A 12635-nucleotide genomic window follows, 5' to 3' on the forward strand; every position below is an offset into this window, starting at 1 on the left:
CACCTGCGGTCACGCTATGGGATCTGGCCAATCAGCACCCGATCGCGCCCCGGCCTGGCGGCCAGATAGAGATCCGTCAGGCCATCGCCATTGAGATCACCCGCTTCAGCGTCCAGACCCGCGCCCTTGGCGCTGGACGGCAGCAGGGTTTCTGTGTCGTCGGTGAAATGGCCCGAACCGTCATTGCGAAGCGCGATCCAGCGCGACCCGGAGGGCGAGCTTGGCACTGTCGAGACCAACAGATCGAGATCCCTATCGCGATCGAGATCCACAAAGTCGGCGTCCAGCGAAAAATCAGCCCGTTCCGGCAAGCGCGCACCGGTCTCGTCGCTGAACCGTCCGGTCCCGTCATTGATCAGCAGGCGGTCTTGCGGTTGGGGCGGTTGGCCCGGCGCGGCGTAGTTTGCGAAGACGAGGTCGAGATCCCCATCCCCGTCCACATCACCGAAATCCGCTTCACGCGTAACTTCCGAGGTCCGTGTGGCGTCAAAGGGCAGGGTGTCCGCATCGCTGAACTGACCCGCCCCGTCATTGATCAGAAGCCGATTGCGATCTTCATTGCCAAAGATCAGATCGAGATCCCCATCTCCGTCCACATCTCCGAATTCGGCGTCCTGGCTGGCGTCGTCAAAGGCCGGTAAACGATCATCGGTCTCATCGCGGAAACCGGTCGGCGTCGCGATCCAGATGCGATTCTGCCCAATATTGGCAAGAACAAGATCGGGCAGGCCGTCTGAATTCAGGTCAGCGCTTGCAACACCGTTCGTAATGTACGCGCCGGGCAGCATGTCCGGCGCGGCTTCGAAAACTCCGTTGCCGGTATTGCGGTAGAATTCGTTGGTTTGATCATCCTCGCTGACCGAAACGGCGTCGAGATCGCCGTCTCCGTCGAAATCTCCCGTGGCGATGTCCTCGGAATCATGTGTGCGGGGCGGCAAGTGCGAGTGACTGACATCGGTGAACGCGCCGGTCCCATCGTTCAGCAGCAGGATGTTGGGGCGGTACTCCATGGCGAGCAGGACATCCAGATCCCCATCCGCGTCAGGATCAAACAGATGCGCATCCATGGTCAGGCCATCAACGTGACCGACCGGCAGGGCGAGGTCTGTGACGTCTTTGAAGTGCTCAGTTTCAAGACTGATGGCCTGCGCCATAGCGCTCAGGGTCAACACACTCAGTACGGATGTGATCATGGCGTCCTCCCAGCCCTGGCAGCTTGGGAGCGGCGCGACACACTTGACCAGTGAAAAACACGCAATCATCTGGCCAGACTTCGGAAAGGCGACGCGTTGCGTTGTCATTGACCTGACGCAAGGCCGCGCTACACCTGACCTCAGGACATCCGGGTTTTGCCGGAGGGTTTTTTCAGGGGATTCTGATGACGATGCCATGGCTCAAACTAGCAGCAGCCGGGTGCAGCCTGGCTGTGCTGAACGCGTGTTCCGAACCGGTGCCGGCGGATGTCACAGAGCCTGTGGCCCAGCCCGGCCTTGTGTCCACCGATGCGCCGCGGACTCCGGTGCAAGCCTTGGCGCCGTATTACGCGCAGCTTGACTATGCGGTCCCGGTCGCTCCTGAAGGCCCGGCCTTGCCCGCGCAGGATGCGATTCTCAGCTCCATCGCCTTTGGATCGTGCAACACCGCGGAACGTGAGATCCCGATCCTGGCGACCATCGCCGACCAGCCCCATGATCTGTTCATGTATGTGGGCGACAACGTGTATGGCGATGCGCGGTCCTACAACGCGGATCTGCCGGAGCTGCGCGAGAACTACGCCGCGCTCGCCGCCCGCCCGGAGTTCCGCCTATTGCGGTCCGCCATGCCCATGCTCGCCACCTGGGACGATCATGATTACGGCATGAATGATATGGGCCGGGATTTCCCGTTCAAAGGGTTCGCAGAACAGCTCTTTCTGGATTTCTGGCGCGCAGAGGAGACGGATCCGCGCCGCCAGCGCGAGGGCATTTACGACTCCCATATTTATGGTCCGGAAGGACAGCGCGTGCAGATCATCTTGCTCGATACGCGCTATTTCCGCTCAGAACTCACGCCGACCGATGAGCGCGGCGCGGTGGGGCGTGAACGCTATCTTCCCAGCGACAATCCTGATCAGGACATGCTGGGCGCCGCGCAGTGGGCCTGGCTGGCGGATCAATTGCGCGAACCGGCGGAGTTGCGCCTGATCGTGTCGTCCATTCAGATCCTGGCGGACGGGCATGGCTGGGAAGCCTGGCGCACCATGCCGATGGAGCGCGATCGTCTGTTTCGTCTGATCAACGACACGGGCGCGCAAGGCGTGGTGTTCGTCTCTGGCGACCGGCACTCCGCCGGGCTCTACCGCCGCGATAATGTCGCGAGCTATCCGCTTTACGAGATCACCTCCTCTGCGCTCAACATGTCTTATCGCGATGAGAATAACGAGCCGGGCCCCAATCGCCTGGGCGACATGTACGCTCCAGTCAATTACGGCGTCATCGGCATCGATTGGGATGCAGGTCAGATCAGCTTGCAAATCCGCGACCTGGACGGTGAACCTGTGCGCGAGCAAAGCGTCAGCCTGGATGAGATCGGTGCACGCTAAAACCGTGTCCTGACGGTCACGCCTGTCTTTGTCCGCGCCGCTCCGGAGCATTCAACATTTGCTTCGGGGCTGGCGTGCAGAAAGGATGGAGGCGGGGGACAAAATGAAAGATGCAAGCACATTCGAGCGCCTGTTTGTGGGCGCGGGCGAGGCTGTCGGCCCCGGCGACGGGGCTGTGCCGCCCGTTGCGTCCAGCGGGCTGGCGCAACGCGCCGGCTCCGGCCTTGTGGATGCTGTCCTGGGTGCGGCGGTCAGGTTTGTACTGATTGTTCAGGTGTGGAGCTGGTCGCGAGCAAACGCTGCTGCGGTAGAAGACCCCTTGTCCTGGCGCGCCTGGGTGACGCCAACGGACAGCTTGGAAAACGCGGCCCGTCTGTGGACCATGGGACAAGTTGACGCCGGATTGGCTGCCGTCTTGTTATTGGCGGTCGCCAGTCTTGTCAGTCTCAGCCTCGCCGTCGGGTTTCTGACCCGGCTCACAGGCCTTGCGGTGATGCTGGGCGCAGCATGGCACATGATGTTCATCCTGCCCGAAGCGTTCACCTCCACCGTGGCGTATCTGGCGCTGGGGCTTTATCTCACAGCGCGCGGAGCCGGGCCGGTATCGCTGGACTGGGCGCTCGCCCGGCTGGCGCGGCTGGCCTGAGCCTGTGATCGCGGCGGTTTGCTGAGGGGTGCGGGTTGCCTTGCGCCGCCCCGCGTGATGATTTCGAAGTCCAAAGTCCGCCTCGATCCGCAAAGGCCGCTTCATGCTGATCTATCGCAATGTCGCCATGGTGATGGTGGCCACCTTGTTCCTGCAGGCCGCCATGGGCGCGCTGGGCGTCGCCCTGCCGCTGGCGATGAGCGGCGCAGGCTGGGGGCGTCCGGCGATCGGCGCCGTGATCGCCGCGTTCGGTGCGGGCTTCGCCATTGGCGCCTGGGTGTCGCCGCGCATGATCCGCTCTGTGGGTCATATTCGCGCTTATGCTGGTTACGCCGGGGGCGCGGCTGCGCTGACGCTGCTTCTGGCGCTGGGCGATCACTTCATCTGGTGGCTGATCACCCGGTTCGGCTTTGGCATGTGTGCGGCGGGTCTGTTTGCGGTGGCGGAAAGCTGGATCGCCGATGCGACGCCCAGCGAACGCCGTGGCGCGGTGATCTCGGTCTATCAGATTGTTGGTCGCGCCGGCCTGATCGCGGGGCCGTTCCTGATCGCCTTGCCTGGCTTTGACGCGCGAGACGGCTTCATCATGGCGGGCGCCGCCATGGCGCTGGCCCTGACCCCGATCGTGTTCACCCGGCGCGCTCAGCCCAGCCTGCCCTCGGGCGAGACCGTTCCGGTCACCCGTCTGTTTTCCATCGCCCCCGCCGCCGCGGCGGCGGCGTTCACAGCGGGCCTACTCAATTCAGGCGTGCTGGGCTTCATGCCGATCTGGGCGCAATCGCTCGATCCTGAATATGGCGCGGGCAGCGCGGCGCTTTTGATGGCGGTGATCTATGCGGGGTCGATGATCACGCAATGGCCCGCCGGGATGATTTCAGACCAGATGGACCGGCGTCTGGTCATTGCAGCCTTGTCGATCACGGGCGGGCTCTTCGCCCTGATCCTGGTGGTGATGCCCAGCCCGTCCCTGGGCCTGGCGGCGCTTCTGGTGGGGCTGTGGGGCGCGGCCAGCCTGTCGTATTTCGCCGTCGCGGTCGCCCACGCCGCAGACCGGTCGCGGGTGGAGGAACTGCCCGCCATCGCGTCAGGCATGTTGCTGGTCTGGGCGATCGGCTCGACGCTGGGGCCGATTGTCGCCGGTGTCGCCTATTCGGGACCGCTGGGGCCAAGAGGATTATTTTTGTTCGCCGCGATCGCCAGCTGCATTCTGGCGGCGGGCATGTTCTGGCGCCGCCGCGCCCGCGAGGCTGTCAGAGAGGATGAGCGCACGCCTTTCGTCAACTTGCAGGCCACGTCCGCCGAGCTGGCGGAAATCGAGGCGCCGGAAGACGAGCTGGACCGCGTCTGATGCTGGCGCTGATCGTCGCTGTGCCCGCCCTGATCGGGGCGCTGGCCGCTTTCGCTTTGCGCAGCAGGCTGCGCCAGCTGGGGCTCTTGGCCTGGATGGGCTGGTTGATGATCGGGGCCGGCGCACCGGTATTGCTGGGCCAGCTGATCGCCCTGGGTCTCACAGATGTGGCGGCGTCCCTGGCGGAAGGGTGTCAGCAAGACAGCCCGGACGCTTGTCGTCGCGCCGGTTTGTATCTGGTTTTGCCTTTGGCGGCGGGGTTGTGCGGGGGGCTGGGATGGATCGCCGGCGCCCTCACCACGCGCTTTGCTAAGGTAAAAGACACGAACTCCCCCCTATGATAGGGGAATGGCGCGTTGCACCGGCCTCAACGGGTGTTATAACGCGCGCTGTCCGCCTAGGTGCGGGTGTTTCTCGCCCGTACTCCCCTCAGCTCTGTGCGAGAGATATTGCTCCATGAACATTCACGAGCACCAGGCGAAAGCCCTGTTGAAATCTTACGGCGCTCCGGTCGCCGAAGGTGTCGCCGTGTTTTCCGTCGAAGACGCTTCCAAAGCCGCTGACCAGCTGCCCGGTCCGCTCTGGGTTGTGAAATCCCAGATCCATGCCGGCGGCCGCGGCAAAGGCAAGTTCACCGAACTGCCCGAAGACGCCAAAGGCGGCGTGCGCCTCGCTTTCTCCAAGGAAGACGTGGCCAAGCACGCCAAGGAAATGCTGGGCAACACCCTGGTGACCCATCAGACCGGCCCTGAAGGCAAGCAGGTCAACCGCCTGTACATTGAAGACGGCGCGGATATCGAATCCGAGCTCTACCTCTCGCTTCTGGTGAACCGCGAAACCGGCCAGGTGGCCTTTGTGGTCTCCACCGAAGGCGGCATGGATATCGAGCAGGTCGCTGAAGACACGCCCGAGAAGATCCTGACCGTGAACATCGACCCGACCACTGGCGTGACCGCGGACGACGCCTCCACCATCGCCAAGGCGCTGGAGCTTGAAGGTCAGGCCCGCGACGACATGCTGTCGCTGGCCCCGATCCTCTACAAGGCGTTCACCGAGAAGGACATGGCTCTTCTGGAAGTGAACCCGCTGATCGTCATGGAAAACGGTCGCCTGCGCGTGCTGGACGCCAAGGTGTCCTTTGACGGCAACGCCCTGTTCCGCCACGACGATGTGCGCGAACTGCGCGACCTCACTGAAGAAGACGAAAAAGAGATTGAGGCGTCCAAATACGACCTCGCCTACATCGCGCTCGACGGCGATATCGGCTGCATGGTGAACGGCGCGGGCCTGGCGATGGCCACCATGGACATCATCAAGCTCTACGGCGCAGAGCCGGCCAACTTCCTCGATGTGGGCGGCGGCGCTTCGAAAGAGAAAGTGACCGCAGCGTTCAAGATCATCACGGCCGATCCGAACGTCAAAGGCATCCTGGTGAACATCTTCGGCGGCATCATGCGCTGCGACGTCATTGCCGAAGGCGTGGTCGCGGCGGTGAAGGAAGTCGGCCTGAAGGTTCCGCTGGTGGTGCGCCTTGAAGGCACCAATGTGGACCTGGGCAAGAAGATCCTCAACGAAAGTGGTCTCGACATCACCTCCGCTGACGATCTCGACGACGCCGCGAAGAAAATCACCGCTGCTGTGAAGAAGGCCTAAGCCATGTCAGTTCTCGTCAACAAAGACACCAAAGTCATCGTTCAGGGCCTGACCGGCAAGACCGGCACCTTCCACACCGAACAGGCGCTGAACTATTACGGCACCAAGATGGTCGCCGGCGTGCACCCCAAAAAGGGCGGCGAAAGCTGGACGTCGGGCCTGGATGGCTCGGCGACCCTGCCGATCTACGCCAGTGTGGGCGACGCCAAGGAGGCCACCGGCGCCACCGCGTCCGTGATCTATGTGCCGCCGGCTGGCGCTGGCGCGGCGATCATCGAAGCCATTGATGCCGGCATCGAGCTGATCACCTGCATCACCGAAGGCATTCCGGTGATGGACATGGTCAAGGTGAAAGCCCGCCTCGAGAAGTCCAACTCGCGCCTTCTGGGCCCGAACTGCCCGGGCGTTCTGACGCCGGAGGAGTGCAAGATCGGCATCATGCCGGGCTCCATCTTCAAGAAGGGCTCTGTGGGCGTCGTGTCGCGCTCTGGCACCCTGACCTATGAAGCGGTGTTCCAGACCTCCAATGCGGGCCTGGGCCAGACCACGGCCGTGGGCATTGGCGGCGACCCGGTCAAAGGCACCGAGTTCATCGACGTGCTGGAGATGTTCCTCGCCGACGACGAAACCAAGTCGATTATCATGATCGGCGAGATCGGCGGCTCGGCGGAAGAAGAAGCCGCCCAGTTCCTCAAGGACGAAGCCAAGAAGGGCCGCAAGAAGCCGATGGTCGGCTTCATCGCGGGCCGCACCGCGCCTCCGGGTCGCACCATGGGCCATGCCGGCGCCATTGTGTCTGGCGGCAAGGGCGGCGCCGAAGACAAGATCGAGGCCATGAAGGCGGCGGGCATTACCGTCTCTGACAGCCCGGCGCGTCTGGGCGACACCCTGGTGGACGTCCTCAAGGGCTAAGGCCTGAGCCAGATCTAACAGAACCCCCGTCCGGCGATCCGGGCGGGGGTTTTTGTATCGGGATGGAAATCGGGGCGGTTCAGCCTAAAGTCTGATGATACGGGGCGGTCGCCCTGAATGCCTGAGCCGCAAGGACTGAAATGCCCCGATTGCAGTAAAATCGGCGCGCTTTTACCGATTTGCGGCGCTTCGGTCTTCTATTTCTTAACTAACAGGCATAAATGTCGGGTCAAACCACATGCGCGCGTCCGAGATGGCGCGCGTCCCCTCAGATGCCGATTGAATGGCGCCATGGCTGACGAACGCTCCCCCCAAAATCAGACTTTCCTGGACACCTCGTTCTTGTTTGGCGGCAACGCCGTCTATCTTGAACAAATGGCGGCGAAATACGCGGCTGATCCGGCCTCGGTGCCAGACAGCTGGCGCGCCTTCTTTGCAGAAGTCGGCGATGCGCCCGCCGAGGCCAGCCAGGCCGCCAAGGGCCCGACCTGGAAGCGCAAGGACTGGCCCCGCCCCGCCAATGGCGAACTGGTGACCGCGCTCGGCGATATCGAGAGCGCGACCCTGGCGCTGCCCGACGCCGTGGCCGAGCATAAAGGCGCCGGCGCGTCTGCGGAGGACGTGCACAAGGCGGTCAAGGATTCCATCGCAGCGATCATGCTGATCCGCGCCTACCGCATGCGCGGCCATTTGGCGGCGGATCTTGATCCGCTCAAGCTCACCAGCTTTGGCGAGCAGCCCGAGCTGAGCCCGGCGACCTACGGCTTTGCCGATGATGATCTGGATCGCGAGATCTTCATCAATGGCTATCTCGGCCTTGAGACGGCGACCGTGCGCCAGATGCTCGACATCTTGAAGCGCACCTATTGCTCCACCTTCGGTGTGGAGTTCCAGCACATCTCAAACCCCGAAGAAAAAGCCTGGCTGCAAGAGCGCATCGAGGGTCCGGACAAGGAGATCGCCTTCTCCAAGGAAGGCAAGATCGCCATTCTCAAGAAGATCATCGAGACCCAGGCGTTCGAGAACTTCCTGCACAAACGCTATCCCGGCACCAAGCGCTTCGGCATTGATGGCGGCGAAAGCCTGATCCCGGCGCTGGAGCAGGTCATCAAGCGCGGTGGCGCGCTGGGCGTCAAAGACATCATTCTGGGCATGCCGCACCGGGGGCGTCTGAATGTTCTGGCCGCCGTGATGGGCAAGCCCTATCACGTGATCTTCCACGAGTTTCAGGGCGGCGACACGATCGGCCAGGTCGATTACGCATCCGGTGATGTGAAATACCATCTAGGCTCGTCATCGGATCGCGAGTTTGACGGCAATAATGTCCATCTGTCGCTCACGCCGAACCCGTCGCACCTTGAAGCGGTGAACCCGGTGGTGCTGGGCAAGGCCCGCGCCAAGCAGACCCAGTTCCGCCGTGATGACGGGGACGGCTCCAATTATGTCGAAAAAGTCCTGCCGCTCCTGCTGCATGGCGACGCCGCCTTTGCCGGTCAGGGCGTTGTGACGGAGTGTTTCGGACTGTCGGGCCTGCGTGGCCACCGCACCGGAGGCGCGGTCCATTTCGTGGTGAACAACCAGATCGGCTTCACCACCGATCCCAAGGACAGTCGGTCCTCGCCGTATCCGTCCGATGTGGCGCTGATGGTGCAATCACCCATCTTCCATGTGAACGGGGATGACCCCGAAGCGGTGACCTTCGCCGCCAAAGTGGCCGCGGAATACCGCCAGCGCTTTGGTAAGGACGTGGTCGTCGACATGTTCTGCTATCGCCGTTACGGGCATAACGAGGGTGATGATCCCAGCTTCACCCAGCCGATCATGTACAAGGCGATCGCCAAGCATCCGACCACGCTGGACCTGTACGGCGAGCGCCTGATCAAGGAAGGCATTGTCAGCCAGGCCGACATCGATGGTTGGGTCGAGGAGTTTGCGCAATTCCTGGATGACGAGTTTGAGAAGGGCAAGTCCTACAGCCCCAACCGGGCGGATTGGCTGGATGGCGTCTGGCAGGGCCTGGGCCTGCCTGAAGAGGATGACCGTCGCGGTCAGACCGCGGTCGAGGCGAGCGTGCTGACTGACATCGCGGACAAGATGACGACGGTGCCCGACGACATCGCCATCCATAAAACCCTCAAGCGCGTGATTGCGAACCGTCGCAAGGCGGTTCTGGACGATCAGAACGGCATTGACTGGGCGACGGCGGAGCATCTTGCGTTTGGCTCGCTTCTCAAGGAAGGCTTCCCGGTGCGCCTGTCCGGTCAGGATTGCGGCCGCGGGACGTTCTCCCAGCGTCATTCTCACGTGATCGATCAGAACACGGAAGAGCGCTATACCCCGCTCAACAATCTGGGCGGCGACCAGGCGCGGTACGAAGTCATCGACTCCATGCTGTCTGAGGAAGCGGTGCTCGGCTATGAGTACGGCTATACTCTGTCTGCGCCCAATTCTCTGGTGATGTGGGAAGCCCAGTTCGGCGACTTCACCAATGGCGCGCAGGTCATTATCGACCAGTTCATCTCCTCGTCCGAGCGCAAATGGCTGCGCATGTCGGGCCTGGTGATGCTGTTGCCGCACGGCTATGAGGGCCAGGGTCCGGAGCACTCCTCCGCCCGCCTCGAGCGCTATCTGCAGCAGTGCGCCGAAGACAATATGCAGGTCGCCAACTGTTCGACGCCGGCCAACTATTTCCACATTCTGCGTCGCCAGATCCATCGCGGCTTCCGTAAGCCGCTGGTGATCATGACGCCGAAATCGCTCTTGCGTCACAAGCGCTGCATCAGCCCGCTGGCGGAGTTTGCGGAAGGCTCAAGCTTCCACCGCGTGCTGTGGGATGATGCGGACATGAAGGTGCGTGAGGGCCGCACGGACGTGGCCACCGGCCGCGCCGAAATTCCGCTGACCTCCGACGACAAGATCCGTCGTGTGGTTCTGTGCTCGGGTAAGGTCTATTACGACCTGCTGGAAGCGCGCGAAGAGCGTAAGATCGACGATATCTATCTGTTGCGGGTGGAGCAGTTCTATCCCTTCCCGGCCAAATCGGTGATTGATGAGCTCAAGCGCTTTGACAACGCCGATGTGGTCTGGTGTCAGGAAGAGCCCAAGAATATGGGCGCCTGGAGCTTTGTGGAGCCGTATCTGGAATTCTGTCTTGAGAAGTCCAACACGAAGAGTTCACGCGCTCGCTATGTCGGCCGGGCGGCCTCGGCCTCTACGGCGACGGGCCTTTTGTCCAAGCACCAGACCCAGCAAGCCGCCCTCATTGACGAAGCCCTCTCGTAAGCTGCCGCCTGCACGAAGACCTTTCTAGGAAAGAGCTAAACATGACCGAGATCACCGTCCCCACCCTCGGCGAATCCGTGACCGAAGCCACTGTCGGCGAATGGCAGGTTTCCGAAGGCGACGCCGTGAAGAAAGACGATATCCTGGTGGAGCTGGAAACCGACAAGGTGTCGGTGGAAGTGCGCGCCGAGGACGATGGCGTTCTCTCCAAAATCGTCGCCCAGGAAGGCGACACTGTGGAGATCGGCGCGACGCTGGCGGAACTGGGCGCAGGCGGCGGCAAGTCCAAAGCCTCTGATGACAAGCCGGCGAAAAAGGCCGAATCCAAATCCGACGAGTCCAACGGCACATCCGGCGGCGGCAAGCTGATTGACGCCAAAGTGCCGGTGATGGGCGAAAGCGTCGCGGAAGGCCAGGTCGGTCAATGGCTCGTTCAGCCCGGCGAGGCCGTCGAGCCCGACCAGGCGCTTTTAGAGATCGAAACCGACAAGGTCGCTGTGGAAGTGCCGTCTCCTGCGGCGGGCGTTCTGGAAGAACAGCTTGTGGCTGAGGGCGATACGGTGACCCCCGATCAGGTGATCGCCAAGATCCGTGAAGGCGCCTCCGCATCGGGCGGCTCGGCGTCCAAATCCGATGACGCGCCGAAAGCGGCGGCCGCTTCGTCGTCCTCTTCAGGCGACGCCAAGGCCATGCCGTCCGCCAATCGCGTGGCGGCCGAGAACAATCTTGATCTGAGCAAGGTCGAGGGCACTGGCAAGGGTGGCCGCGTCACCAAGGGCGATGCGCTGAAAGCCGTTCAATCGGGCGGAACCGCACCCGCCCCGGCTGCGGCGAAATCCTCCGCGCCGCGCGATACCGGTCCGCGCGAAGAGCGCGTGAAGATGACCCGTCTGCGTCAGACCATCGCCCGCCGTCTGAAGGACGCGCAGAACTCTGCGGCGATGCTGACCACCTATAACGAAGCGGATATGAGCGCGATCATGTCCCTGCGTAAGGAAATCCAGGAGGATTTCGTCGCCAAGCATGGCGTCAAGCTCGGCTTCATGAGCTTCTTCGTGAAAGCCTGCGTCGCGGCGCTCAAAGACGTTCCTGCGGTCAATGCCGAGATCGACGGCACCGACATCATCTACAAGAACTATTACGATATGGGCGTGGCGGTCGGCACCGATCGCGGCCTGGTCGTGCCGGTGGTGCGTGACGCCGACGACCTGTCGCTGGCAGGCATCGAGAAGTCCATCATGGATCTGGGCAAGCGCGCCCGGGACGGCAAGCTCGGCATCGAGGATATGCAGGGCGCCAGCTTCACCATCTCCAATGGCGGCGTCTACGGCTCGCTTCTGTCCTCGCCGATCCTGAACGCGCCGCAGTCGGGCATTCTCGGCATGCACAAGATCCAGGAGCGCCCCGTCGCCATCAATGGCGAAGTGAAGATCCGCCCGATGATGTATCTGGCGCTCTCTTACGATCACCGTATCGTGGACGGCAAGGAAGCGGTGACCTTCCTCGTGCGCGTCAAGGAAAGCCTCGAGAACCCGCAGCGCCTGCTGCTCGACATCTAGTCGGTCTCTTAAAGGTCTAACGATCAGCCCCGGCCCGAAACGGTCGGGGTTTTTCGTTTGGGGCTGGGCCAAGACGCGATTTGCGGCCTAGAATGCCCTCATAACCTTGGGGGAGGATGTACAATGACAAGTGAAACCGAAACCTTGGCCGAGCGCCCGAAAACACCGATTTGGTTCTGGATCGTGGGCGTTGTGGCGTTGATCTGGAACAGCTTCGGCGCGATGGACTACACGCTGACCCAGATGGGCAATGAGGCGTATCTGTCCGCCTTCACCGAAGAGCAGCTCGCCTTCTATCTCGGTTTCCCGCTCTGGTATGAGGCGGTTTGGGCCATCGCAGTGTGGAGTGCGATCGTGGCCAGCGTCGCCTTGCTGATCCGGTCCCGGTTTGCCGCGCCGGCCTTTCTAATTTCGCTGGTCTTTTTCCTCATAAGCGCTGCGTATCTGTTCGGCTTCACCGCCGCCTACGATCTGATGGGCGGGATTGGGGGCGTGATTTTCTCGGTCGTGATCTTCGCCAGCCTTGTCGTGTTCTGGCGGGTCGCGGCCTGGGGTGTGAAAGCGGGGATCTTGCGGTAACGGGCTTGAAAGCGTTCACGGTTACACCGACCTGTAAACGCATAGCCGCTCTGCATCCTTCGCCGCATTGACGCG

The 12635-nt window shown here is 62.3% G+C and carries 10 protein-coding genes; 9 read left to right on the forward strand and 1 reads right to left on the reverse strand.

Annotated elements, in window-relative coordinates; all coding sequences use genetic code 11:
* Positions 1 to 14 precede the first annotated feature (14 nt).
* A complete protein-coding gene (locus ACP154_RS06265) occupies positions 15 to 1193 on the reverse strand; it encodes an FG-GAP repeat domain-containing protein (RefSeq protein ID WP_421860786.1) in 1179 nt (392 codons plus the stop codon).
* 185 nt (positions 1194 to 1378) lie between these two features.
* Between ACP154_RS06265 and ACP154_RS06270 the strand changes: the two genes are divergently transcribed.
* The 9 genes from ACP154_RS06270 (at position 1379) to ACP154_RS06310 (ending at position 12560) form a co-directional block, all read left to right on the forward strand.
* Positions 1379 to 2581 (forward strand): alkaline phosphatase D family protein, encoded by a 1203-nt coding sequence (locus ACP154_RS06270; protein WP_421860783.1) that lies wholly within the window; start codon positions 1379 to 1381, stop codon positions 2579 to 2581.
* 103 nt (positions 2582 to 2684) lie between these two features.
* The gene (locus tag ACP154_RS06275) at positions 2685 to 3227 is read left to right on the forward strand and encodes a hypothetical protein (protein WP_421860781.1); all 543 of its coding nucleotides are present in this window, start codon (positions 2685 to 2687) and stop codon (positions 3225 to 3227) included.
* Between the two features lie 103 nt (positions 3228 to 3330).
* Complete coding sequence (locus ACP154_RS06280) at positions 3331 to 4575, forward strand: MFS transporter (protein ID WP_421860778.1); 1245 nt, start codon at positions 3331 to 3333, stop codon at positions 4573 to 4575.
* Complete coding sequence (locus ACP154_RS06285) at positions 4575 to 4916, forward strand: hypothetical protein (protein ID WP_421860775.1); 342 nt, start codon at positions 4575 to 4577, stop codon at positions 4914 to 4916. Before ACP154_RS06280 ends, ACP154_RS06285 begins: the two co-directional genes overlap by 1 nt.
* A gap of 115 nt (positions 4917 to 5031) precedes the next feature.
* Positions 5032 to 6228: an ADP-forming succinate--CoA ligase subunit beta gene (gene sucC, locus ACP154_RS06290; protein ID WP_421860772.1), complete on the forward strand. Its 1197-nt coding sequence runs from the start codon at positions 5032 to 5034 to the stop codon at positions 6226 to 6228.
* Between the two features lie 3 nt (positions 6229 to 6231).
* Positions 6232 to 7140: a succinate--CoA ligase subunit alpha gene (gene sucD, locus ACP154_RS06295; RefSeq protein WP_107712176.1), complete on the forward strand. Its 909-nt coding sequence runs from the start codon at positions 6232 to 6234 to the stop codon at positions 7138 to 7140.
* A 291-nt stretch (positions 7141 to 7431) separates the two neighbouring features.
* Positions 7432 to 10422, forward strand: coding sequence for a 2-oxoglutarate dehydrogenase E1 component (locus tag ACP154_RS06300; protein WP_421860770.1), 2991 nt, complete (start codon positions 7432 to 7434; stop codon positions 10420 to 10422).
* A gap of 41 nt (positions 10423 to 10463) precedes the next feature.
* Positions 10464 to 11981 (forward strand): 2-oxoglutarate dehydrogenase complex dihydrolipoyllysine-residue succinyltransferase, encoded by a 1518-nt coding sequence (odhB, locus tag ACP154_RS06305; protein WP_421860768.1) that lies wholly within the window; start codon positions 10464 to 10466, stop codon positions 11979 to 11981.
* Between the two features lie 123 nt (positions 11982 to 12104).
* Positions 12105 to 12560, forward strand: a complete 456-nt coding sequence (locus ACP154_RS06310) for a hypothetical protein (protein WP_421860766.1) — start codon at positions 12105 to 12107, stop codon at positions 12558 to 12560.
* Positions 12561 to 12635: the final 75 nt, after the last annotated feature.

The sequence above is a fragment of the Oceanicaulis sp. genome (genome assembly GCF_965249665.1).
Lineage (GTDB): Bacteria > Pseudomonadota > Alphaproteobacteria > Caulobacterales > Maricaulaceae > Oceanicaulis.